We start from the raw sequence: 25370 nt of genomic DNA on the forward strand, positions 1-25370 counted from the left end.
CGAGGTGGCTGGAAGTCAACTCGGCCACACGTGCGACGTCAAGAAGTAAATCCTTAACGAGATGGCAACGGTGCCATCCGTTCTCTAAGTGAAGGCAGGCGCGGCCGCCTGCAGCGCTCCGGCTGCGGTCCCATCCAAAAGTGTTGAATCGCCCATCTCGCTGAGGGCGAGGGCGAGCGCTCCGAGCACCTCCGCACGGCCGCCGAGCGCCCCGGGGAGGACGGACAGGTGGCGTGCCGCACTGGGGATGGCGTAGCGGCCGACGGACTCCCGGATGGGCCCGAGCACCAGCTCACCGGCCTCGGCGAGATCACCGCCGAGGACCATGCGGCTCGGGTTGAGCAGGTTGCAGAGGTTGGCGACTCCGCTTCCGATGTGGCGGCCGACGTCGGCGATCACCCGACGGCAGCCCGGGTCTCCGTCCCGCGCCAGTCGTACGACACCTTCCATCGTCAGGTCGGTGCCGTGGCTGGACTGGAGGAGCGGGAGCACGTAGCGCGCGGCCGCGAAGGTCTCCAGGCAGCCGCGGTTTCCGCAGCGGCAGACGGGGCCGGATTCGTCGAGTGTAATATGTCCGATTTCTCCTGCGGTACCGCCTGGGCCCCGGTAGATTTTGCCGTCGATCACCAGACCGGCGCCGACGCCGCTGGCGACCTTGATGTAGGCCAGGTCGCGGACGCCCCGGCCGCTGCCCCAGACCATCTCGCCCAGGGCGCCGAGGTTGGCGTCGTTGTCCACGTGCACGGGGACGCCGAGGCGGCCGCGGAGCTCCTCCGCGGGCTTGGTGCCGGTCCAGCCGGGCAGGATCGCGGTCGAACCGAGGGTGCCGGATTCGACGTCGATCGGGCCGGGCACGCCGAGACCGACGCCGGCGATCTTGGACCGGTCGACACCGGTGGCCTCGATCAGCCGGCTGACCAGCTGTTCCGCCCGGTCGAAGCCTTGCGACGAGGAGGCGTCCACGTCCAGCGGCTCGGCCTCCTCGGCGAGCACCTGGTGGGCCAGGTTCCCCACCGCGACGCGCAGGTGGGTGTGTCCGAAGTCGACCCCGATGACGATTCCGGCGTCGCCGCTCAGCGAGACGCTCCGGGCGCGGCGACCGCCGGCGGAGGTGGGGGTGACCTCGACGGTGCCGCCGTCCTTCAGCTCCCGGACGATGTTGGAGACCGTCGCCGCGGACAGACCGGTCGTCCGCGCGATCTCGGCCTGGGTGAGGGAGCCCGCCAGGCGCACGGCTCGTACGACCCGCTCCAGGTTGGCTCGGTGCAGCGATGACTGCGACCCCGGAGTCTCCACGACGACCTCCTGCGCGCGGGGTCGCTTCGGTGAGACCCCGTCCATGTCCAACTAGTGAACTCTAAGTCGAGCCGTTCGGGTTGCCTCCCGTCAAGAGGTTGAGCTGTTTCCGGTGTGTGTGCGGGTGGTTGCGCAGGGCTACGTGGTGGTTCGCGGGGGTGTGTGGCGGGCGTCGGTGTTGCGCCTGATGCCGGGTGGGGGTCGGGGACGTGTCGGGGGGTGTCCGTCCTCGGAACGGCGCGATGGAGTCGGATGACGAGTGACTGTCCGTTGACGCGCCAACCGCTGCGGGCGGACACCCCCCGACACGTCCCCTCCCGTGCGTGCGCGGCTGCACGCAGTCTTAGCTGCGGGCAGTCGTGCCGCTGGGGCGGCACGGGTGGGCGCAGCGGCACCCCGCAAACGCCGGGCTGCGAAACGCCCCGCCCCCCGCACCAACGCCGAGCACCCCGAAACGCCGCGTTACTTCAGCGCCCCCGCCGTCAACCCCTGCACAACCTGCCGCTGGAAAACGACGTACGCCGCAAGAACCGGCAGCATCGCCATCACCAGGCCCGCGAAGAGGCCCGACCAGTCGCCCTTGTAACCCTGGCTCACGGCCAGCTGGACAAGGCCCTGCGTGAGGACGCGCTTGTCCGGGTCGGTGTTCAGGACCGTGGGCAGCATGTACTGGTTCCACTGGCCCAGGAAGTTGAAGATGCCGACACTGACCAGACCGGGCTTGGCCATCGGCAGCATGATCTGGAAGAACGTACGGCTGTGGGAGGCACCGTCGACGAAGGCCGCCTCGGCGATCGACGTCGGCAGCGTGCGGAAGAACGCCGTGAGGAAGAACACCGTGAACGGCAGCGAGTAGGCGACGTAGACCAGGATCAGGCCGTGGATGGTGTTCAGCAGGCCCATGTTGTTCACGACGTAGAACAGCGGGACCAGCGCCAGCATGATCGGGAAGCTCATGCCGCCGATGAACAGGTAGTAGATGAAGCGGTTGCCCGGGAAGTCGAAGCGGGCCAGGACATAGGCCGCCATCGAGCCGAGGACCAGCGTGCCGATGAGTGAACCCCCCACCACCAGGACGGTGTTGAGGAAGTAGTCGCTCATGTTGGCCTCGGTCCACGCCCGCGACCAGTTGTCGAAGTGCAGCGAGCCGGGGAGGGACCAGGGCGAGCTGAAGATGGAGCGGTCGTCCTTGAAGGACGTCATGACCGCCCAGAGCAGCGGCATGACCACCATGATCGCCCAGATGACGAGGACACCGTGGGAGAAGACGTTGAGGACCGTGCCTTCCCTCTTCTCCTTGGGCGGTACCGCCGGCGGGAGGCCCTCCTTGGCGAGGACGGCTCCGGACTCGGCCGGGAGCGGAGCAGGGGTTTCTGTCGTCTTCATCAGTACTCCAGCCGCTCGCGACGGCCCAGCCGCATCACCACGGCGGCGAAGGCCAGTGTGACGACGAGCAGGGCGACACCGATGGTGGTGGCGTAGGCGGCCTGCCCGTCACGGAAGGCCTTCTGGTACACGTACAGGACCATGACGGTGGTCGAGTAGTCGGGACCGCCCGGCCCGGTGGTCATGATCTGCACGACTGCGAACGACTCGGCGCCCAGGGCGAGGATGCCCATGTAGACCCAGCCGGACTGCACCGTGTCCCAGAGGAGGGGCAGGGTGATGCGGAAGAACGTGGTGAAGCGGTTCGCGCCGTCCAGCAGGGCCGCCTCGTACATCTCCGCGGGGATGGAGGCCATGCCCGCGGAGAAGAGGACCACGAAGAAGCCGACCGTGGACCAGACGAGGACTCCCATCACGGCCCACAGCGCGAGGTCGGGGTCGCCCAGCCAGAGCGGCTGCACGTCGAGGCCGATCCCGCGCAGGACAGAGTTGATTGCGCCGCTGTCCGGGTTGTACGCGAACGCGAACAGCAGCGCGACGATGGCGATGGACAGCACCTGCGGGAAGAAGTAGACGATCTTGTAGAAGGAGGAGCCGCGGACGCCGGTGACCACCGGGCCGTTCCTTCGCTTTCTGCCGCCTACGTTGATCATGAAGGCGAAGAACAGCGCGAGTGAGATGGTCACCAGCGGCAGCAGGAGGGCGAACAGCAGGCTGTGCTGCAACGACTTCCAGAAGATCTCGTCGTCGAGCATCCGGCTGTAGTTGCCGAACCCGACCATCTTGAATTCGGGGCTGAGGCCGGTCCAGTCCGTGAACGAGTAGTAGATGGACTGGATGAACGGCCAGACCACGAAAAGCGCGTACAGTCCCAGGGGCAGCGCGAGGAAGCCCACGATGAACCGGTACTTGCCGTGCTGCATCGCCACTCCGGTGCCTTTGCGGAATTGGGTTTCCGGTGCCGTTACTGGTGCTTGTAGTGCTTGATGGAGTCGTCCTTGGCGGCCTCGTCGGCGAAGCCCTGGATCTTCTTGATGGTCTCGGCGGGGGTGAGGCGGCCGGCCATCATCTCGCCGAGGCCGGAGACGCCGATCTTCTCCTTCTGCAACTGGACGTACCAGTCCTGGAGGCGGGGGTTCACGACGTTCTGGCCCGCCTTGTCCAGCGCCGCGACGCCCGACTTCAGACCAGGGGTGAGAGAGATGCCGTCCGTGCCGCCGTTGTAGGCGGTCAGCGACTTGACCTTGCTGGTGAAGTTCTTCGAGGACGCCTCGCTGAGCATGATGCGCAGCTGCTCCATACCGCCGGCCGCGTTCCTGGCCTTGGCGGGGACGATGAAGGGCTCGCCGCCGGAGGCCCAGATGGTGCCGAACGGCAGCTTGTCGGAGGAGTCGAGACCGGTGGGCGCGGAGACGGCCAGGTCGAAGTCCTTCGGGATGACGTTGGCCGACTCGTTCTCCACCCAGGAGCCGTTCGGGATGAACAGCGCCTTGCCCTCGGCCCACGCGGTCTGCGACTGGATGTGGTCCAGGCCCGGGGTGCCTTTGAGGACGTAGCCCTTCTTGTAGAGCTCGTAGTACGCGTCGAAGCACGCCTTGACGGCCGGGTGCTTCCAGGCGTTCGGCTCCAGGTTGTCGATGGCGTCGAGGACCTCGCGGCCGCCGACCTTGCCGATCATCGGGTAGAGCGAGAACGGGAGATAGTACGGGTATTTGCCCGCATACGTCCAGCCCGCCATGCCCTTCTTCTTGGCCTTCTCGCAGACCGCGAGCATCTGGTCCCAGGTCTCGGGGTACTGCTCGTCGAGCGAGTCGAGGGCCTTCTGCGAGTACCAGACGCCGTACACCGTGTAGGCGTAGTAGAGGATCCAGACCGGGGCGCCGTCGAACTGGCCCATCTCGACGATGCCGGGGCGCAGTGTGTCGCGGACCTTCTTGGCCGGATCGTCGTAGGACGGCGCGTCCAGCAGCGGAGTGAGGTCGGTGAGCTGGTTCTTGCCGACCAGGACGCCCATGTCCATCTGCTCGGCGCCGGAGTTGTCGATGAGGTCCGGCGGGGTGCCCTGGTTGAAGCGGGGCTGGAGGGTGGACTGGATCTTCTGGGTGGCGGAGAACTTCACCTTCACCTTGGGGAAGTTCTTCTCGTAGATCTTCACCGCGTCCTCGGCGTACTCCTTGCCGAAGCCGCCGTCGAACAGGACGAACTCCATGCCCGCGGTGTCGTTGACGGCGAGCGGGTTCTTCGCGGTCTTCTTGCCGGCCTTGGCCTTGTCACCGCTGTCGTCGCCGCCGCTGCTCGCGCAGGCGGACAGGAAGCTCATCGTCGGTACGGAGATCAGTCCGAGCGCGGCTGACCTCTTGATCAGATCACGGCGGCCGACACCCTCGGTGCCGTGGTTCTCGGCGGAAGTGGATCCCATGCTCAAGTCCTCGCCTTCTCCAGGACTCAGGCGGTGAACCGGATCCTCCCGGCACCGCGATCGGGTCAAGCTGGGTCGTGCAGGGAAGTGCGGGTGGTGATGTGCGGATCGCGTGAAGCGCCCGACAGGTATAGTCCACTTCCCGCCGACGGATCAACATCGAACACAAGGTTGGCCACGGGTCTTATCCGAGTTGAGACCTCACGGAATGGCGAGGGGGCCGGGTGCCGCCCGGCGGAGAAAACCCGGCTCCCGCCTCCGACTTCCACCGCCAACACCCTTGACACCCTTCACCACTTGAGCAACTACTGGTCCTTGCGCATCCGAGTTGACAACGTTGTCCACTGCGCAGGGAGGGTACCCGTTGATGCAGCGGAAAGCTCGGCACAGATGGGGTTCGGCGGTCGTGTCGGCGACCGCCTTCGCTTTGGCTCTGAGCTCGCAGGGCGTCGCGGTCGCACTGCCCGAGGCCCCGGAGGCCGCCGACCGGAAGTTCGCGTCCTCCTTCGAGGTGGACGACCCGGTTCCGGACTGGTTGAGCACCGTCGACACCGCCCCCGACGGCGGCAAGCGCGCCTCGGGCGTCGACGGCGGCTACAGCAGCGGCATACCGGGCAATGTCACGGACCGCGTCACCGACGTCCGGGCGGGCGCCGAGAACACGGGCGGCGGCGAGGTGAAGGAGAACCTCGTCGACGGCGAGCCGAGCACCAAGTGGCTCACGTTCGAGCCCACCGGATGGGTCGAGTTCGATCTGGATGAACCGGTGGGATTGGCGCGTTACGCGCTGACGTCGGCGAACGACCACGACGAGCGTGACCCGAGGGACTGGACCCTGAAGGGCTCCTTGGACGGCAAGGAGTGGAAGACGCTCGACACCCGCTCCGGAGAGTCCTTCGGCGAGCGGTTCCAGACGAGGACGTACGACCTCGCGGAACCCGCCGAGTACCGGCACCTCCGGCTCGAGGTCACCGGCAACAACGGCGGCGACATCCTCCAGCTCGCCGATGTGCAGTTCTCCACGGGCGGCGGCGACGGGCCCGTCCCGCCGGACATGCTCACGCTCGTGGACCGTGGTCCGAGCGGGTCCCCCACCGCCAGGGCGGGCGCCGGGTTCACCGGAAAGCGGGCCCTGCGTTACGCCGGCCGGCACACCGCCGGCGGGCGGGCGTACTCGTACAACAAGGTCTTCGACGTCGACGTGGCCGTCGGGCGGCACACGCGGCTGTCGTACCGGATCTTCCCGTCGATGGCGGACGGCGACCTCGACTACGACGCGACGAACGTCGCCATCGACCTCGCGTTCACCGACGGCACCCATCTGAGCGGCCTTCGGGCCACCGACCAGCACGGCTTCCCGCTGACTCCGCGGGGGCAGGGCGCCTCGAAGATCCTGTACGTCAACCAGTGGAACAACGTGGTCTCGCGGATCGGGTCGGTCGCGGCCGGGAAGACCGTGGACCGGATCCTGGTGGCGTACGACTCACCCGAGGGCCCGGCGAGGTTCCGGGGCTGGCTGGACGACGTGACCATCGAGTCCGTCGCTCCCGAGCGCCCGAAGGCCCATCTGTCCGACTACGCGGTGACGACGCGCGGCACGAACTCCAGCGGCGGCTTCTCCCGGGGCAACAACTTCCCGGCGACAGCGCTGCCCCACGGGTTCAACTTCTGGACTCCGGTGACCAACGCGGGCTCGCTGAGCTGGCTGTACGACTACGCCCGTGCCAACAACGCGGACAACCTGCCGACGATCCAGGCGTTCAGCGCGAGCCACGAGCCGAGTCCCTGGATGGGTGACCGGCAGACCTTCCAGGTGATGCCGTCCGCCGCGGCCGGTACCCCGGACCTGGGCCGGGAGGCCCGGGAGCTGGCCTTCCGGCACGAGAACGAGACCGCGCGGCCGTACTACTACGGGGTGCGGTTCGAGAACGGGCTGAAGGCCGAGATGGCACCGACCGACCACGCGGCGGTTCTCCGGTTCACCTACCCCGGCGATGACGCGAGCGTCGTCTTCGACAACGTGACGGATCAGGCGGGACTCACGCTCGACGAGAAAAGCGGGACCGTCACCGGCTACTCCGATGTGAAGTCCGGTCTGTCGACGGGCGCTACCCGGCTGTTCGTCTACGGCGAGTTCGACCAGCCGGTGACCGAGGCGTCGTCGTCCGGTGTGAAGGGCTACCTGCGGTTCGAGGCCGACGACCGGACCGTCACCCTGCGTCTCGCGACCTCGCTCATCAGCGTCGACCAGGCCAGGGACAACCTCCGCCAGGAGATCCCGGACGGCACCTCCTTCGAGGCGGTCGAGCGGAGCGCCCAGCGGCAGTGGGACCGGCTGCTCGGCAAGGTCGAGGTCGAGGGCGCGACCCCCGACCAGCTCACCACGCTGTACTCCGGCCTCTACCGGCTGTACCTGTACCCGAACTCCGGTTTCGAGAAGGTCGGCGGGAAGGACCGTTACGCCTCGCCCTTCTCCCCCATGCCGGACCAGGACACCCCGACCCACACCGGCGCGAAGATCGTCGACGGCAAGGTTTACGTCAACAACGGCTTCTGGGACACGTACCGGACGACCTGGCCGGCCTACTCGTTCCTCACTCCGTCCCGGGCGGGCGAACTGGCCGACGGGTTCGTGCAGCAGTACAGGGACGGCGGCTGGACCTCCCGCTGGTCCTCCCCCGGCTACGCGGACCTCATGACGGGCACGTCCTCGGACGTGGCGTTCGCCGACGCGTACGTGAAGGGCGTCGACTTCGACGCGAAGGCGGCGTACGACGCGGCCGTGAAGAACGCGACGGTCGTACCGCCGAACCCGGGTGTAGGCCGCAAGGGCATGGCCACGTCCCCCTTCCTCGGCTACACCAGCACCGAGACGCACGAGGGCCTGTCCTGGGCGATGGAGGGCTACCTCAACGACTACGGCATCTCCCGCATGGGGCAGAGGCTCTACGAGGAGACCGGCGAGCGGCGCTACCAGGAGGAGTCGCAGTACTTCCTGAACCGGGCCCGTCACTACGTGAACCTCTTCGACACGAAGGCCGGGTTCTTCCAGGGCCGGGACTCCGAGGGCGACTGGCGGGTCGAGTCGCCGCGGTACGACCCTCGGGTGTGGGGCCACGACTACACCGAGACCAACGGGTGGGGGTACGCCTTCACCGTGCCTCAGGACAGCCGGGGGCTGGCGAACCTGTACGGCGGCCGGAAGGGACTCGCCGACAAGCTCGACGAGTACTTCTCCACACCGGAGACCGCCTCCCCCGAGTTCGTCGGCTCGTACGGCGGCGTCATCCATGAGATGACGGAGGCGCGGGACGTGCGCATGGGCATGTACGGGCACTCCAACCAGGTCGCCCACCACGCGATCTACATGTACGACGCGGCCGGGCAGCCCTGGAAGGCGCAGAGGAACGTCCGCGAGGTGCTGTCCCGGCTGTACACCGGCAGCGAGATCGGGCAGGGCTACCACGGCGACGAGGACAACGGCGAGCAGTCTGCCTGGTTCCTGTTCTCCGCGCTCGGCTTCTACCCGCTGGTGATGGGCAGCGGCGAGTACGCCATCGGCTCACCGCTGTTCCGGAAGGCGACCGTGCACCTGGAGAACGGGCGCGAGCTGGTGGTGAGGGCGCCGCGGAACAGCGCCGGGAACGTCTACGTGCAGGGGCTGAGGGTCAACGGCCGGACGTGGACGAAGACCTCGCTGCCGCACTCGGTGGTCGCCGGGGGCGGCGTCCTGGAGTTCGACATGGGTCCGCGGCCCTCGTCGTGGGGCACGGGCAGGCACGCGGCGCCCGTGTCGGTCACCCGGGACGAGAAGGTGCCGACGCCCCGGGCGGACGTGCTGGAGGGTGAGGGCGCCCTGTTCGACGACACGTCGGCGACGGACGCGGTGGTGACCTCGGTGGACCTGCCGGCCGGTGAACGGGCGCAGGCGGTGCAGTACACCCTGACGTCGTCGTCGGACCGGGCGAAGGCGCCGACCGGCTGGACGCTCCAGGGCTCCTCCGACGGCACCACCTGGCGGACGCTGGACCGGCGCTCCGAGGAGTCCTTCTCCTGGGACAGGCAGACCCGCGCGTTCACGGTGAGGTCGCCGGGTACGTACGAGAGGTACCGCCTGGTCCTCGACGGCGAGGGCACCCTGGCGGAGGTCGAACTGCTCGCATGAGCAGCTGAGTTGGGGGTGTCATGCCGCTTCCCGTGCCCGTCCTGCCGGAGGGTGTCGACCCGGCCTGGCTGCCGCCCGCCGCCTTCCGGGCGGTCGGCGGCAGGCGGACGCTGATCCGCGGCTCGGGTCCGCTGGTGGAGACGGTGCACGGGGAGGTGGCGCAGGCCTGCCAACTGTTCGGGGGCCGGGTCGTACGGGACGCCGCGCCGGACGGCGCCTACGACCTGGTCCTCGGCCCCGGCGCCGAGGACCTCGGTGACGAGGGGTTCACCCTCGCCCGCGAGGGCGGCACGACGACCGTCGGGGCCTGCGGCGGGCGTGGGTTGCTGTACGGCCTCTTCCATGTCGTACGGCTCGGCGAGGACGCCTTCCGCGGTGAGCGGGCCCGCGTGGTGCACCGCCCCGCGCTCGCCCTGCGCATGCTCGACCACTGGGACAACGTGGCGGTGCATCCCGTGATGGGCCAGGTGGAGCGCGGATACGCGGGCGGCTCGCTGTTCTGGGAGGACGGGCGGGCCCGCGGCGGCCTGGAGCGGGTGCGGGCGTACGGCAGGCTGCTGGCGGCGTGCGGGATCAACGCGGTCGCCGTCAACAACGTCAACGTGCACGAGACCGAGGCGCGTCTGCTGACCGACCGGATCGGCGAAGTGGCCCGCTTGGCCGACGCGTTCCGGCCCTACGGCATCCGCACGCACCTGTCGGTCACGTTCGCCGCGCCGATGCTGCTCGGCGGGCTGCTCACGGCCGACCCGCTGGACGGGACGGTGCGGGACTGGTGGGCCGGGGCGACGCGGCGGGTGTACGAGGCGATACCCGACTTCGGCGGGTACGTGGTGAAGGCCGACTCGGAGGGCCGGCCGGGGCCGTTCGCCTACGGCCGCAGTCACGCGGACGGAGCGAACATGCTGGCGGCGGCCCTGGATCCGTTCGGCGGCACCGTGCACTGGCGGGCCTTCGTCTACGACCACCGTCAGGACTGGCGGGACCGGACGACCGACCGGGCGCGTGCCGCGTACGACCACTTCGTGCCGCTGGACGGCGAGTTCGCCGGCAATGCCGTGCTCCAGGTGAAGCACGGGCCGATGGACTTCCAGGCGCGCGAGCCGGTCTCGCCGTTGATCGGCGCGATGCCGCGCACTCGGCTGGCGGTGGAGTTGCAGGTCACCCAGGAGTACACCGGGCAGCAGCGGCATGTCTGCTGGCTGGGGCCGATGTGGAGCGAGGTGCTGCGGTTCCGGTACGACGACACGAGGGTCGGCGGGCTCGCCCGGGGCGGGCTGGTGGCGGTCTCCAACGCGGGCGACGACCCGTTCTGGACCGGGCATCCGCTGGCGCAGGCGAACCTGTACACCTTCGGGCGGCTGGCCTGGCGGCCGGACGCCGGGCCGCGCGAGGTGCTCGACGAGTGGATCCAGCTCACCTTCCCGGACGCCCCGGCCCGGTTGGCCGGTGGACTGCACGCCGTGCTGGACGGCTCGTGGCGGACGTACGAGAAGTACACCGCTCCCCTCGGCGTGGGCTTCATGGTGCAGCCGGGGCACCACTACGGGCCGAGCGTCGACGGGTACGAGTACAGCCCGTGGGGGACGTACCACTTCGCCGACCGGGACGGCGTCGGGGTGGACCGCAGTGCGGCGACCGGCACCGGGTACGCCGGGCAGTACGGCAAGCCGTGGTCCGAGCTGTACGAGTCGCCGGACACCTGTCCGGACGAGCTGCTGCTGTTCTTCCACCATGTGCCGTACGGGCATGTGCTGAGGAGCGGGAAGACCGTGATCCAGCACATCTACGACACGCACTTCGAGGGTGTGGCGGAGGTCGAGGAGGCCCGGGCGACGTGGGCCTCGCTCGCCGGGCTGGTGGATCCGGCGCGCCACGCGCGGGTGGCGGAGCGGTACGAGGAGCAGCTGCGCTGCGCCCGTGAGTGGCGCGACCAGGTCAACAGCTACTTCTTCCGCAAGTCCGGAGTGCCCGACGCGCGGGGGCGGCGGGTCTACTGAAGGACCACGACGCCGTAGGGGTCCAGGACCAGGGGTTGGCCCCGGTCCACGCGCTTGCCGGTGAGCAGGTCGGTGGCGGTGGCGTGGGCCGTGAGGCGGGCCGGTTCGCAGGCATGGTTGAGGAGGAAGAACAGCCGGGTTCCGTCCGGGGCGACGCGGGTCGCCGTCTCCACCGCCGGGTGCCCCGCGTAGGGGCCGAGCAGTTCGTGCCGGGTCAGGATGCGGCGGACCACCTCGTCGACGCCCGGTTGGTCCAGGGCGGTGGCGACGTACCAGCCCTCGCCGGCACCGAACCGGTTGCGGGTGACGGCGGGGGTGCCCGCGTAGAAGTCGGTGCCGTAGGTGGCGACCGGTTCGGCGCCGCGCGGCCGCACGATCTCGAAGACGAGCCGGGCCTCGCTGCGCAGCTCGGGGACGGGCTGGGCGAACTCCGGCGGGCGGGCGTCCCACTCGTCCACGCGGACGCCCATGAGGGGTGCGAGGGGGCCGGGGACGTCGGTGAGGAAGGCGCGGTCGTGTTCGTCGACGCGGCCGGAGAGGAAGGTGGTCAGGACGGTGCCGCCGCGTTCGGCCACTGCTTCGAGGCGGGCGGCGAGGTCGCCCTTGACCATGTGCAGGGCCGGGGCGAGGACCACGTCGTAGGGGGTCAGGTCGGCGGTCTGCGGGATCACGTCCACGTCGGCGCCCGCCTCGCGGGCGGCCCGGTAGTGGGCGTGGACCACGTCCGGGTACTTCACCAGCCGGGACGGGCCGTCGGAGATCTCCAGGGACCACCAGCTGTCCCAGTCGAAGAGGAGGGCGGTGCGCGCCGGGGTCCGGGCCCCGAGGGTGCGGTCTCCCAGCGCCGCCAGTTCCTGTCCCAGCTCGGTCGCTTCACCAAAGACCCGGGTGTCGTCGCGGCCCGCGTGGCCGATGACCGCCCCGTGGTACTTCTCGCAGGCGCCCCGCGAGGCGCGCATCTGGAAGTAGAGGGCGGCGTCCGCGCCGTGGGCGATCGCCTGGAAGGTGGCGAGGCGCAGTTCGCCCGGCCGGCGGAGCGGATTGACGTCCCGGCAGGCCGTCGTCGACGGCGTCTGTTCCATCAGCCAGAAGGGGGCGCCGTCCTTCAGGCCGCGCATCAGGTCGTGGGCGAGGGCGGGGCGGGTCGGTGGGGCGTCCGGGGGCGGGTAGTTGTCCCAGGAGGCGAAGTCGAGGTGGGGCGCCCAGCGGTGGTAGTCGAGAGGCCGAAAGGCGCCCATGAAGTTGGTGGTGACCGGGGTGTCCGGGTCGTGGGCGCGGATCACCTCCTTCTCGGCCAGGAAGCAGCCGAGGAGGGCGTCGGTGGTGAAGCGCGAGTAGTCGAGGGTGATGCCCTGGAAGGCGGTGTGGTCGGGGCCGCGCCAGTGCTCGGTGAGGGCGTTGGGCGGCTCGATCTGGTCCCAGTCGGTGTAGCGGTGCGACCAGAAGGCCGTGCACCAGGCGTCGTTGAGGGCGTCGAGGGTGCCGTGCCGGTCCCGGAGCCACGCCCTGAACGCCTCGGCGCACAGGCCGCAGTAACAGGCGCCGCCGTACTCGTTGTTGACGTGCCAGGCGAGCAGGGCCGGGTGGTGCGCGTACCGTTCGGCGAGGCGGGAGGCCAGCTCGGTGGCGTGCGCGCGGTACGCCGGGGAGCTGGGGCAGAAGTTGTGGCGCTGGCCGTAGCGGTGGCGGCGGCCCTCGAAGTCGGTGCGGTTGACCTCGGGGTGCCGCTTGGCGAGCCAGGGCGGGAGGGCGGCGGTGCCGGTGGCCAGGCAGACCCGGCGGCCCTCGGCGGCGGCCCGGTCCAGGATCCGGTCCAGGACGGTGAAGTCGTAGGTGTCCGGGGCGGGCTGGGTGAGGGACCAGGTGAAGACGCCGACGGTGAGCGTGTCGATGCCGGCCCGGGTGAACAGGCGGTGGTCGTCGTCCATGACCGCCTCGGGCCACTGCTCGGGGTTGTAGTCGCCGCCGTACGGGATCTTCGGGGTGCGGGGCGTGGTCATGCCGTGAAGTTCTCCTGGGTCTCGGTGATCACCGCGCGGCTGCCGTGCAGCAGGGACAGCAGCAGGGGGGCGGCCAGCAGGGCGGGCAGGGCCTCGGTCAGCACGGCGGTCAGAGCGGCGGTGAGGACCAGCAGGGAGGCGGCGGCGAGGGTGGCGCGGCCGTGCCGGAACAGGAAGTATCCGGCGAGGCGGGCGGTGTCGCGGGCGCGGAAGGCGAACAGCGAGGTGAGGACGAGGGCGTGCGCGCCCCAGAGGAGGCCGCCGGCGCCGGTCGCTCCGAGCAGCAGCGCCCACCAGCCGGGCAGACCGCTGGCGGAGAAGTGGGTGAGGGTGAAGGCGACGACCGTCAGCCAGGCCAGCAAGGGTGCCCACAGTTTCAGCGCCGGCACGGCGTTGAGCCGCCAGCCGCGCGCGTAGGTGCGGGCCGGGTGCAGGTCGGTGAGGTCGCGGCCGCGGTGGTGCAGGGCGTACAGCGCGGCGGACAGGGCCGGGCCGAGCGGAAGGAGGCATACGGCGGCCAGCGGCAGGTTGGCCGGGTCGGGGGCGAGCAGGAGCAGGCCGGCCAGGCCCGGCGCGGCGGCGAGGAGCAGCAGCGTCTCCACCGTGACCAGGGTGTGGATCAGGCTCGCGGCCCGGGAGAGGACTCCGGTACCGAAGTCGGCCGCGCGTACGCCGCCGCTCACCCGTTCTCCTTCTTGTAGCGCTCGTACGCCTTGTTGTGGAGGTCGACGAACCGCTGCATGTTCTTCGCCTTCAACTCGGCGAGGTAGGCGGCCCATTCGGACAGCGGACGCTTGCCGAGGACGAACTTGAGGGTGTTCTGGGTGACGTGGTCGCGCAGCGGTGTCTCCCACAGGGAGGCCTGTTCCTGCTCGAAGGACTGCAGCGGGTGGGCCGGGGCGATGGGCGTCTGGGCGCGCTGGGCCATGGCGTCCTGGAACCTCTTCTCGTCCGGGCCGAACATGGAGGAGACGAGTTCCCAGCTGCCGCCGTAGGCGAAGACGCCGTTGTAGAAGCCGTAGTCCTTCTGCATGTCCTCGGGGGCGTCCGGGTCGGAACCCATGAGGCTGATGCCGGGCTTCGGCTTGTACCGGCCCGCGGAGCGGGTGTGGGTGACACCCTCGACGCCCCACCGCGCGAACCGCTGGCCCTCGTCCGAGTACCAGAGCCAGTCGACGAACTGCATCATCGCGACGAAGCTGTCGCTCTTGAGGGCCTTGCTGGAGATCATGACGCCGTTCTCCAGCCGGGCGCCGCCCAGCACCACGGGACCGGCGGGTCCCAGCGGCACCGGGATCATCTCGATCTCCGCGCCCTTGACCTGCTTTCGCAGGTTGTACCGGTATTCCTGCACCAGCGCCTGCGGGTTGGCGCTGATCGCGAACGACTTCTCGCCGAGCAGCTTCTGCGTGGCCTCGTCGTCGGTCTGGGTGAAGCTCTCCGGGTCCACCAGCTTCTCGGCGACCAGCTTCCGCACGTACTCGATCATCTGCCGGAAGGCGTCCGTCGCTCCGGTGAAGACGAACTTCCGCGCGTTCGGGTCCCAGCTGATGTTGTCGTACGCCCATCCGGCCCGGACGCCGTAGGCCTGGCCGAGGTAGCTGAAGAGGGCGGCGGCGGGATAGGGCGTGTTCTTGCTCCAGCGGTCGGAGAACGGGTAGCGGTCCGGGTACTCCTCCTTGATCGCCTTGAAGACCTCGTACACCTCGTCCCAGGTGCCGGGCCGGCCCAGACCGAGCCGGTCGAGGACGTCCGTGCGCAGCGCCAGCGAGTAGCCCGACCTGACCTTCTCGTGCAGGCCGGGCAGCAGATAGAACTTGCCGTCGGACTGGCGGATGGAGTCGATCTCGGGCTCCAGTCTCCAGCGCTTGACCTTGTCTCTGAAGTTGGGCATCAGGTGCACGTAGTCGCTGACCGGGAGGATCGCGCCCGACGACACGAAGGCGACCTCGGAGGGGTGGTACGTCTTGGGGATCAGGAAGGGGGCATCGCCCGAGCCGATGAGGACACTGCGCTTCTTCTCGTAGTCGGCCAGGGGGACGGCGACGGGCTCGAAGGTGACGCCCGTGCGCTTGGTGAGCTCCTTCCAGAACAGCCAGCCCTTCTTCATCGGGTAGACCGGGTTGTCGTTGTGCAGGACCGAGAAGGACAGCGGCTTGGTCGCCTTGAACTGCTGGCCGACGCGGTACTCCTTCATCGCGCCGTTCCTCTTCTTCGACAGGTCCTTGGAGTCCCCGCCGTCGTCGCCGCTGCCGCAGCCGGTGAGGCCGGCGAGGCCGATGAAACCGGCGGCGGCGAGGACCTGACGACGCGACAGTTGCCCTGCGTTCTTCACGGTTGCTCCTTCGGTTAGCCCTTGACCGCGCCGAGCATCACGCCCGAGACGAAGTAGCGCTGGACGAGCGGATAGACACAGAGGATGGGCAGCGAGGTCAGCACGATGGTGACGGCCTGGATGTTCGCGCCCACCTGGCTGAGCTGTGCGTCGGCGGCACCGGCGTTGCCGCCCGTGGTGGCGCCGGAGATGAGGTTGCGCAGATAGACGGTGACCGGCATCAGCTCGGACTTGTCCATGTACAGGAAGGCGCTGAACCAGGAGTTCCAGAAGGACACCGAGTAGAACAGCACCATCGTCGCGACGACCGCCTTGGACAGGGGCAGCACGATCCGCAGCAGGATGCCGTACGTACTCAGGCCGTCGATCTGCGCGGCCTCCTCCAGCTCGGTCGGCAGGCTCTCGAAGAAGGCCTTCATCACCAGCAGGTTGAACACGCTGATCGCGTTGGGGAGCGCTATGGCCCAGACGCTGTTCTTCAGGCCGAGGCTGGTGACCAGGACGTAGTTGGGGATCAGGCCGCCGGTGAAGAACATGGTGAACACGGCGACACCGACCAGCACGCCGCGTCCCTTGAGGTGCTTCTTCGACAGGACGTAGGCGTAGCACGTGGTCAGGACCATGGCGACGGCGGTCGCGACCACGGTGTACAGCACGGTGTTGCCGTAGTTCCGCCAGAACATGGAGTCCTGGAACACGATCTTGTATGTGGTGAGGTTGAACCCCTCGGGCCACAGGGTCACTTCACCGGCCCGGATCTGCCGCTCCGAACTGAACGAGCGGGCGATGATGTTGGCGAACGGGTACAGGGTGACGATCACGACCAGGGTGAGGATGACGCCGTTGACCCCCTGGAACACCCGGTAGGAGCGGCTCGGCCTCACCACAGGCTCGTCCCCACTGTGCGGCGCGAGAGCTGGTTGGCGGAGGTGATGAGGACCAGGCCGATGACCGCCTCGAAGAGACCGATGGCGGCGGCGTAGCTGAAACTGTTGGACTCCACACCGGAGCGGTAGACGTACGTCGAGATCACGTCGGCGGTCGGGTATGTCAGCGGGTTGTACAGCAGCAGCACCTTCTCGAAGCCGACCGCCATGAACGTGCCGATGTTGAGGATCAGCAGCGTGACCATGGTGGGCCGGATGCCGGGCAGGGTGACGTGCCAGATCTGCTGCCAGCGGTTGGCGCCGTCGATGCGCGCGGCCTCGTACAGGTCCTCGTCGATCGTGGTGAGCGCGGCGAGGTAGAGGATCGTGCCCCAGCCGGCGGTCTGCCAGATCTCCGAGCCGACGTAGACGGTCCGGAACCACTCGGGTTCCTGGATGAAGCGGATCGGTTCGTGGCCGAACCAGCCGAGGACGTGGTTGACGGGTCCGTCACTGGCCAGCATCTGCAGGGTGATGCCCGCGACGATCACGATCGACAGGAAGTGCGGCAGGTACGACACCGACTGGACGAACCGTTTCAGCGAGCGCCGGCGCACCTCGTTGAGCAGCAGCGCCAGCACGATCGGCACCGGGAAGCAGAACAGCAGCGTGAGCCCGCCGATCCAGAGGGTGTTGCGGAACACCTGCCAGAAGGTGGGGTCGCTGAGGAACATCCGCACATAGCGCAGCCCGACCCAGTCCTCGCCGAAGAGCGAACCCCCGGGCTCGAAGCGCCGGAAGGCGATGACGTTGCCGATCATCGGCAGGTAGCGGAAGACCAGGAAGAACAGCAGCGGCAGGATCGCCAGCGAGTACAACTGCCAGTCGCGGCGCAGCGCCCGCCGCCAGCCGGTCCGGGCGGTGCGGCGGGGCGCGGCTCTCGCCGGAGGCGGGTCCTGGGTGCCCGGCGGGGCCGGCGTGGTGGACGTGCTCATTGCTCGGGCCTCCCGTGGGCATGGGACGCGGAACCGAAACTTTCGAGCGCTTACCGGTAACTTCGCGGCAACCTAAGGCCCGGGGAAAGCGCTGTCAATGGGGCCGCGATGGCCACAAGGGGCGCCTGCGGCGCGTTGGATTCCTGACGAAGCTGGGTAGGCCCCAGGACGCATCCCCGTTGCCCGTCGCAAGTTTCTGGATGACCACCGACTCCTGCGAGGTGCCGCAGTGCCCGCGTTCGACCTGTCGCTGACCCAACTGGAGCACCATCACCCGGACATCGAGGAGCCCGCCGACTTCGACGCGTTCTGGCTGAGCACCCTGAAGGAGTCCGGCCATGCCGACCCGCTGGTCTCGGTGCGGCCGGTGGAGACGGGACTGAGGCTGACGCGGACCTGGGACGTGACGTTCCGGGGCTTCGCGGGCGACCCGGTGCGCGCCTGGTACAGCAGGCCGACGGGAGCCGGTGAACTCCTGCCCGCGGTCGTCGAGTTCGCCGGCTACGGACGCGGCCGGGGCCTCCCCCACGAGCGCCTGACCTGGGTCAACGCCGGGTACGCGCATCTGCTCATGGACAATCGCGGCCAGGGCGACCAGTACGGGTGCGGCGGCGACACCCCCGACCCGCACACCGGCGCCCCGGGCGGCCCCGGCCCGGCGGTGCGCGGCCTGCTCGCCCCCGAGGACTACCACTACCGGCGTCTGATCACGGACGCGGTGCGTGCGGTCGCGGCGGTGCGGAGTCTGCCCGGCGCGGACCCCGGGCAGACCGTCGCCGTCGGCAACAGCCAGGGGGGCGGGCTGGCTCTGGCGGTCGCGGGGCTCGTCCCGGACCTGGCGGCGCTGCTCGTCACGGCTCCGCTGCTGTGCGGGATCCGGCGGGCGCTCGACCTCACGGACGCGGGGCCGTACGGCGAGATCACCGCGTACCTGTCCGTCCATCGGGGGGCGGAGCGTGAGGCCCTTCGCACGCTGTCCTACGTCGAGGGCGTGTCGTTCGCCCGCCGTGCGCAGGCGCCGGCTCATTTCGGTGTGGGGCTGCGGGACGTGGTGTGTCCGCCCAGTGGCGCGTACGGGGCGTTCAACCGCTATGGCGAGTTGGCCGGAGTGGACGTGCGCAAGGAGATCCACGCGTACCCGTTCAACGGGCACGAGGGCGGGGAGGCGGTGCACGTGCGACGTCAACTGGACTGGCTGGCCGGGTCGCTCGGGCGGTAGCGCGAACGGTGCGGGAGCGGCGCGGGAGCCGGTGAGGGCCTGACACCAGCTTGTCCGCCGCAGCCGTTTACATCTGCGCCGCCCGGCGCTAACTTCCGCAGCAGGCGGAGTGGGAGCGCTCCCATCCAGGTGGACCGGAACCCGCCTCCGGGTCGCTCCCACTCCGCCCATCCCCACACTCGCATCCGCAGGCCCGCCCCAAGGAACGGATGATGCTGTCATGATCCCGACAAAAGAGTCGGGGGGCTCCGTGCTGCCCCGATCTGCGCTCCCCACCCGGGCCAGATCCTTTTTCCTGGTCCTGCTGTCCTTGCTGGTCACCATCCCGGCCCTGGGTCTGGTCATGACGTCCGGAGGTGAGGCGGAGGCGCACGGCACGCCCATGAAACCGGGCAGCCGTACGTTCCTGTGCTGGCAGGACGCTCTGACCGACACCGGTGAGATCAAGCCGGTCAACCCGGCGTGCAGAACCGCGCAGCAGGTCAGCGGTACCACGCCGTTCTACAACTGGTTCTCCGTGCTCCGCTCGGACGGCGCCGGCCGCACCCGGGGCTTCGTGCCGGACGGCCAGCTGTGCAGCGGCGGCAACCCCAACTTCACCGGATTCAACACGCCCAGCAAGGACTGGCCGCTCACCCACCTCACCGCGGGCGCGACGGTCGACTTCTCGTACAACGCGTGGGCCGCGCACCCGGGTTGGTTCCACGTCTACATCACCAAGGACGGCTTCGACCCGGCCAAGCCGCTCACCTGGAACGACATGGAGGAGCGGCCGTTCCTGAGCGTCGACCACCCGCCGCTCAACGGCTCCCCCGGCACGGTCGAGGCCAACTACTCCTGGACCGGCAAGCTCCCCTCCGGCAAGGACGGCCGCCACATCATCTACATGGTCTGGCAACGCTCCGACAGCCAGGAGACCTTCTACTCCTGCTCCGACATCGTCTTCGACGGCGGCAAGGGCGAGGTGACCGGCATCAGGCAGCCGGGCACCCCCTCCGAACCGGTGCCCGGCACGTGCACGGCGACCCGGAAGACGACCGGCACCTGGAACGGCGGCTACCAGTCCGAGGTGACGGTCACCAACACCGGCACGGTCCCGATGCTCGGCTGGATGGTCGACTGGACGCTCCCGGCCGGTCAGAGGGTCGAGAGCCTGTGGAGCGGCAACGCGACGTACAACGGCCAGGCGGTGATGGTCCACAACGTCGGGTGGAACGGCTCACTCGCCCCGGGCCGGAGCACGACCTTCGGCTATGTCGTCTCCGGCTCCGGAGGTGACAGCACGACGAGCCTGCCCTGCCGGGTGGGCTGAACCGTGGGGCGGGCCCGCGACCGGGGAGACCCGGCCGGCGGGTCCGCCCGCTTCGCCGTCGCCCGGTCGCAGGTGGTCAGCCGGGCTGTCCGGCCGTCGCGACGAGGCGGTCGAGCGCCGCCCGGGCGGGGGGACCCCAGGTGGCTTTGCCGCCGGGGCGGCCGTGGACGCCCGCATGGCCGATGAGCATGCACGCAACGGCGCGCATCAGCGCCCAGCCACGGGCGCGGCGGCGGGTCGCGGTGTCGGCGGTCGGCTGGTAGGCGGCGTAGAAGCGGTCGGCGGCACCGTCCGGGAGCAGGTTCCAGGCGGCGGCGAGGTCACAGGCCGGGTCGCCCGCGCAGAGGTCGCCGAAGTCGATCACGCCGCAGAAGGTGCCGCCCGCGGTGAGGATGTTGGCGGCGTGCAGGTCGCCGTGGAGCCACAGAGCCGGCCCTGTCCAGTCGGGCGCGGCCAGGGCGTCCTCCCAGACCGCGCGGACGGCGTCCGGGTCCGGTATCAGGCCGGCCTCGACGGCGGAGGCGAGGTGCCTGGCGAATCCGTCGGCGCTGTCGGCCAGGGGGCCGCCGCGGCCCCGGCCCACGGGAGCGTCGCCGGGAGCGGGGCGGTGGAGCGCCGTCAGGAATCCCGCGAGGGCGTCGGCCGACTCCGCGGCACGTGTGGCGGGGGCACGGTCGGCGGGCGTGCCGGGGACCCAGGTGGTGACGGTCCAGGGCCGCGGGAAACGCTCGGAGGGTTCGCCGAGGCGCTGCGGGACGGGGACCTCGAGAGGGAGCCGCGGGGCGAGGACGGGCATCCAGGTGTGCTCCTTGCGGAGCAGCTCGTCCGCGGACTCGGTGGCCCAGGGCAGCCGAACGGCCAGGTCGTCGCCGAGGCGCCAGAGCTGGTTGTCCCAGCCGCGCGCGCCGAGCCGCAGGGGCCGGTCGGCCAGGTCGGGGTGCTGGTCGTGCAGCAGGTCCCGGATCAGCGCGGCCGTGATCTCGATCTCCGTGTGGGTCATGCCACGGCACGCTAGACGGGTGGCGGCTCGCGCCGTGGGCGTGCGTTCACGAACGGCCGGATGCGTCCACCCTGGCTGACTTTTTCAGCTCATATGTCGTGGTTATCCATATATGCGATTCTGTTGGGGAGGGTGCCCTGCCGCTCAGGTGCGGCGTGGAGCTGCCGCGTCGTCGTCGTGTGAGTTCCGGGGACTCCCCCTACCGGTGGCCGCGGTGTGGACGGGAGGTGGATGGGGAGATGCCCCGCTACGGCGATACCAGGGCTTCCGTCCCCGGTCCGTCCCGCCCTCCCGCTGCGGAGACGGCCGCGAGGGAGCGGGTACTGGCGTTCGCCGGGGTGGCGCTGGCCGCGGTGTACGCGCGGAGCGAGGACGGGGCGGAGCTGCGGCTGGTGGAATCGGCCGGGGCGGCCGAGCCCGGCACGTACGGGCTGCCGATTCGTGTCCCGGTGGCCATGGGCGCTGTGGTGGCGGCGGGACGGGGTTCGCCGGAGGCGGACGGCCCGGCCGCACCGTCCGCGGAGCCAGGCGCCTCGCCGGGCCGGGAGACCCACGATCCGGGCACCTCGCCCGGATCGGTGCCACCGGTGCCGGGCACGTCGCCGGTGCCCTCCTCCGTTGACCCGCCCACGGCCGGAGGCCTTGTGCCCGCTGTGGCCGACGCCTACCGCAGGGGGCGGCCCCTGTGGCTCCGGGGTGCCGCGCTCCCCGGCCGTACGGAAGCCGAAGCGGCCGGTTCCCCGCTCGGGGCGCTGCCGCTGGGGGCCGCGGGCGGGTGGCTGGGGTGCCTCGTGGTGGTGGGAGAGGCCGGGGAGCAGTTCGGCGGCGAGCAGCGGGAGTTTCTGGAGCGGTACGCCGATGCCGTGGCCGAGCGCCTGCGGGGGGAGGCCGACCGGTGCGCCCCCTCGCCCCTGCTGGCTTCCGCCCTGCGCGCCCTGGGAGTCGGTTCCTTCGCCCTGACGCCCGGCACCGGACTGGTCGAGACGGACGCGGCCCTGCTCGAACTCGTCGGCGTTCCCGAGGGCGGCTTCGACGGCAAGACCGACACGCTGCTCTCCTGCAGCGTGCCGGAGGACGTCCCCGCCCTGATGGCGGTCATCGAGCCGTCCGCGCAGACCCCGGCGCGGCGGGAGCTGGAGTTCCGGATCCGCCGGCCCACCGGCGAACTGTGCTGGCTGCGTCTGAGCTGCCGCGTGCTGAAGGAGCCCGACGGTGCTCCGAAGCGGGTGCTCGGGGTGGTGACCGCGGCCCCCGTGCTGCGCCGGAGCGCCAGTGACGTCGCCCGGATCCAGTGGCTGACGGCCGCGCTCGACGACGCGATGACGGTCCGGGACGTCAGCCGTGTGGTGGTCGCCGCGCTGCGCGAACCGCTGAGCGCCGACCGGGTGGCACTGGCCGAGCTGCTGGAAGACCGGCTGGCCGTCACCGTGCTGGATCCGCCGGGCGCCGGCGCCTGGCCGGAACTGTGGCGGTCCGAGTGGCGTTCGGAGTGGCCGGACGCGCCGGTCAGCGCCCTGCCCACACTCCAGGCGGCGCTGCGGGACGGGCGGACGAGCCTGTGGCCTGCGGGTGCCGAGCTGGAACCCGGACTGGCGGGGATCGGGCCCGGCGGACTCGCGGTCCTGCCGCTGCCGGCGAAGAGCAGGATGACCGGGGTCTGTCTGGTCGGCTGGGAAACGCCGCACGAGTTCACTCCCGAGGAGCGGGCCCTGCTGACGGCGACCGCGGGGCTGGTGGGGCAGGCCCTGAAGCGCGCGCACGCCTACGACGCGGAGCAGGAGCTCGCGACGATGCTCCAGCGGAGCCTGTTGCCGCGCCGCCTCCCCCGGCTGCCCGGGGGAACCGCCGTGGCCCGTTATCTGCCGGCCCGGCGCGGGCTCCAGGTGGGCGGCGACTGGTACGACGTGATCGCCCTGTCGGAGGCGAAGGTCGCCCTGGTCATCGGTGATGTGCAGGGGCACAGCGCCGGGGCCGCGACGATCATGGGCCAGATGCGCACCGCGGTCCGGGCCTACGCCGTGGAGGGTCATCCGCCGGACGTGGTCGTCGGGCACGCCAACCGGCTGCTCGTCGGTATGGAGACCGACCTGTTCGCCACGTGCTGCTACGTCGAGCTGGACATGGAGGAGGGCAACGCGCTGTTCGTACGGGCCGGGCATCTTTCCCCGCTGGTGCGTCACCCCGACGGCGGCACGGAGGAGGTCGCGGTCGAGGGCGGGCTTCCGCTGGGTGTCCTCGCGGACGCGGAATTCCCGCTGACGGCGCTGGCGCTGGCCCCGGGCACGGTGCTCGCACTGGTGACGGACGGGCTGGTCGAATCGGCGGATCTTCACTTGGACGAGGGGATGCGGCTGGTGCGCGAGGCACTCGCCGCGGCCGACCCGGCCGACCCGGGGCGGATGGCGGACGGTCTGCTCGGCGAGGCGGGCCGCCGGGAGGACGACGTGGCGCTGCTGCTGCTGCGCTACGACGGGATGCGGATTCGGCCGGTGCGGGCGGGGTGGGTGGTGTGGCGGCTGCCGGACGCGGTCATGCACGCCCGCCGGTTCAGCGCGCGCACGCTGCGTTCCTGGGATGTCGTGGAGGAGGCCGACACCGTCCTGCTCGTGGTGTCGGAGCTGGTCACCAACGCGCTGGTGCACACACAGGGCGCGGTCCGCCTGGACCTGACCCTGGCCGCCGACCGGCTGCGGGTGACGGTGAGCGACTCCTCACCCCGGGCCCCGGCCAAGCCGGTGGTCGTGGACTGGGAGTCGACGGGCGGCCGGGGCCTCTTCCTCGTCGAGGCGATGTCGTCGGCCTGGGGCTCGGTGCCGGTCGGCGGCGGCAAGCAGGTCTGGAGCGAGATCGTCGTGTCCCCTCCGGAGGCGGAGGGGACACCGGCGGCGGAGCCCGAACCGGCGGCAGAGCCGCGGATCGAGGCGGGCGAGGACCGGCCGCCGGGCAAGGACCGGCCGCGGGGCAAGGAGCGGGGCTGGAGCCTCGGCCGCGGCCGGAACCGGACCCCGGACCAGGACCGGGACCGGGTGTGGGGCATAGGCAGGAACCGGGACCGGACCAGAGCCCGGGGCCTGAGCCGAGACGGAGCCCCGGACCCCACCGCCCACCAAACCCGGGACCGGGACACGGACCCGGAACTCACCCAGGGCCGGAGCCGAGGCAGGGGCCCGGACCCCACCGCCCACCAGGACAGGAACCCGGGCACTACCCCGGCCCCGTCGGCCGCCCGGACCGGAATCGGGGCAGGGGGCCGGGTCTGGCCGCGGGTCAGCGACGGAAGTGGGGAGGGCCGGGATGAGAGGGCGTAGGTGGCGGGTGGTCGCCGGGCTGCTCGCGGGCGTGCTGGCGGTGTCCCTGGCCGGGTGCACCGAGGACGGCGGACAGGGCGATGACGCTCTGACCGTGGGGCTGCTGCTGCCGAGCCGTGCCGTGCCCCGGTGGGAGCAGTCCGACAAGCCTCTGATCGAGAAGCGGGTGAAGGAGCTGTGCTCCGACTGCACGGTGATGTACGCCAACGCCGAGAACGACGCGGCGAGCCAGCGGCAGCAGATGAACTCCATGATCACCAGTGGCGTCTCGGTCCTGATCCTGGATGTCGTCGACCCCGGGGCCCTGCGCTCCTCGGTCCGGGCGGCGGCACGGGAGGGCATCCCGGTCCTGGCCTACGACCGGCTCGCCGAAGGCCCGATCTCGGGTTTCGTCAGTTTCGACGGCGGCCAGGTGGGCCGGCTCCAGGGCCAGGCGCTGCTGAAGGGCATGGGAGCCAGGGCCGACGGTGGTGGCGTCGTCATGATGAACGGCGACCCGTCCAGCCCCAACTCCGCCTGGTACGAGGGCGGGGCCCGGTCCGTGCTGCGGGACAGGGTGCGGACCCTCAAGTCGTACAACACCCTGGGGTGGCGCACGGAGAACGCGCACGACCACATGTCCGCCGCGATCAGCGACCTCGGCCCGAACCAGATCGACGGTGTGCTGGCGGCCAACGACTCGATCGCCGCGGGCGTGGTCTCGGCGCTCAAGAGCGCCCGCATCTCGCCTCTGCCCCCGGTCACCGGCCAGGACGCCGACCTCAGCGCCGTGCGGCGCATCGTCGAGGGCGAGCAGTACATGACCGTCTACAAGCCGTTCCGGCAGGAGACCGAGGCCGCCGCCGCGATGGCCGTCGCCCTGGCACACGGCAACGATCTCGCCGCCCTGGTCACGACGCGTGTGGACAGCCCGACCACGAAGGAAGTCCCTGCGCGGCTGCTCGACCCGGTCTCCGTGACGCAGGACAACATCCGCACGACGCTCGTCCGGGACGGCGTCTACACGATCGACCAGATCTGCCCCCCGCAGCTCCGGTCGGCCTGTACCCGGATCGGACTCATCCGGTGA

General features: G+C 70.3%; 16 protein-coding genes. 6 read left to right on the plus strand and 10 right to left on the minus strand.

Annotated elements, in window-relative coordinates:
- Positions 1–84: 84 nt before the first annotated feature.
- The 4 genes from IE212_RS16945 to ngcE form a co-directional block, all read right to left on the minus strand.
- Positions 85–1296, minus strand: a complete 1212-nt coding sequence (locus IE212_RS16945; protein WP_190198693.1) for an ROK family transcriptional regulator — start codon at positions 1294–1296, stop codon at positions 85–87.
- Between the two features lie 462 nt (positions 1297–1758).
- On the minus strand, positions 1759–2682 hold the full coding sequence (locus tag IE212_RS16950) for a carbohydrate ABC transporter permease (RefSeq protein WP_190198694.1): 924 nt from the start codon (positions 2680–2682) through the stop codon (positions 1759–1761).
- A complete protein-coding gene (locus IE212_RS16955) occupies positions 2682–3605 on the minus strand; it encodes a carbohydrate ABC transporter permease (RefSeq protein ID WP_190198695.1) in 924 nt (307 codons plus the stop codon). The genes IE212_RS16950 and IE212_RS16955 overlap by 1 nt, the downstream gene beginning before the upstream one ends.
- A 41-nt stretch (positions 3606–3646) precedes the next feature.
- A complete protein-coding gene (gene ngcE / locus IE212_RS16960) occupies positions 3647–5101 on the minus strand; it encodes an N-acetylglucosamine/diacetylchitobiose ABC transporter substrate-binding protein (protein WP_190198696.1) in 1455 nt (484 codons plus the stop codon).
- Between the two features lie 367 nt (positions 5102–5468).
- Between ngcE and IE212_RS16965 the strand changes: the two genes are divergently transcribed.
- Complete coding sequence (locus IE212_RS16965; RefSeq protein ID WP_190198697.1) at positions 5469–9266, plus strand: GH92 family glycosyl hydrolase; 3798 nt, start codon at positions 5469–5471, stop codon at positions 9264–9266.
- A 20-nt stretch (positions 9267–9286) separates the two neighbouring features.
- Positions 9287–11266 carry an alpha-glucuronidase gene (locus IE212_RS16970; RefSeq protein ID WP_190198698.1) on the plus strand — a complete coding sequence of 660 codons (1980 nt, stop codon included), beginning with the start codon at positions 9287–9289 and terminating at the stop codon, positions 11264–11266.
- Here the strand turns inward: IE212_RS16970 and IE212_RS16975 are convergent.
- The 5 genes from IE212_RS16975 to IE212_RS16995 are packed head-to-tail and all read right to left on the minus strand — an operon-like array spanning position 11260 to position 17462.
- Positions 11260–13266, minus strand: a complete 2007-nt coding sequence (locus IE212_RS16975; protein ID WP_190198699.1) for a beta-galactosidase — start codon at positions 13264–13266, stop codon at positions 11260–11262. The two genes, IE212_RS16970 and IE212_RS16975, sit on opposite strands and share 7 nt — an antisense overlap.
- Positions 13263–13949 (minus strand): YesL family protein, encoded by a 687-nt coding sequence (locus IE212_RS16980; RefSeq protein WP_190198700.1) that lies wholly within the window; start codon positions 13947–13949, stop codon positions 13263–13265. The genes IE212_RS16975 and IE212_RS16980 overlap by 4 nt, the downstream gene beginning before the upstream one ends.
- Complete coding sequence (locus tag IE212_RS16985; RefSeq protein ID WP_190198701.1) at positions 13946–15601, minus strand: ABC transporter substrate-binding protein; 1656 nt, start codon at positions 15599–15601, stop codon at positions 13946–13948. The genes IE212_RS16980 and IE212_RS16985 overlap by 4 nt, the downstream gene beginning before the upstream one ends.
- A gap of 14 nt (positions 15602–15615) precedes the next feature.
- Complete coding sequence (locus IE212_RS16990; protein WP_190198702.1) at positions 15616–16488, minus strand: carbohydrate ABC transporter permease; 873 nt, start codon at positions 16486–16488, stop codon at positions 15616–15618.
- Complete coding sequence (locus IE212_RS16995) at positions 16482–17462, minus strand: ABC transporter permease (RefSeq protein WP_190198703.1); 981 nt, start codon at positions 17460–17462, stop codon at positions 16482–16484. Before IE212_RS16995 ends, IE212_RS16990 begins: the two co-directional genes overlap by 7 nt.
- A gap of 229 nt (positions 17463–17691) precedes the next feature.
- Here IE212_RS16995 and IE212_RS17000 point away from each other — a divergent pair, with 229 nt between their 5' ends.
- Positions 17692–18681: an acetylxylan esterase gene (locus IE212_RS17000; protein ID WP_190198704.1), complete on the plus strand. Its 990-nt coding sequence runs from the start codon at positions 17692–17694 to the stop codon at positions 18679–18681.
- Between the two features lie 220 nt (positions 18682–18901).
- Positions 18902–19993 carry a lytic polysaccharide monooxygenase gene (locus IE212_RS17005; protein WP_190198705.1) on the plus strand — a complete coding sequence of 364 codons (1092 nt, stop codon included), beginning with the start codon at positions 18902–18904 and terminating at the stop codon, positions 19991–19993.
- Between the two features lie 76 nt (positions 19994–20069).
- Here the strand turns inward: IE212_RS17005 and IE212_RS17010 are convergent, their stop codons facing one another.
- Positions 20070–20993 carry an aminoglycoside phosphotransferase family protein gene (locus tag IE212_RS17010; RefSeq protein WP_190198706.1) on the minus strand — a complete coding sequence of 308 codons (924 nt, stop codon included), beginning with the start codon at positions 20991–20993 and terminating at the stop codon, positions 20070–20072.
- A gap of 239 nt (positions 20994–21232) precedes the next feature.
- Here IE212_RS17010 and IE212_RS17015 point away from each other — a divergent pair, with 239 nt between their 5' ends.
- Positions 21233–24301, plus strand: a complete 3069-nt coding sequence (locus IE212_RS17015; RefSeq protein ID WP_229864385.1) for a SpoIIE family protein phosphatase — start codon at positions 21233–21235, stop codon at positions 24299–24301.
- A complete protein-coding gene (locus IE212_RS17020; protein WP_190198707.1) occupies positions 24288–25370 on the plus strand; it encodes a sugar ABC transporter substrate-binding protein in 1083 nt (360 codons plus the stop codon). Before IE212_RS17015 ends, IE212_RS17020 begins: the two co-directional genes overlap by 14 nt.

The organism is Streptomyces djakartensis (genome assembly GCF_014651075.1).
Classification (GTDB): Bacteria; Actinomycetota; Actinomycetes; order Streptomycetales; family Streptomycetaceae; genus Streptomyces; species Streptomyces djakartensis.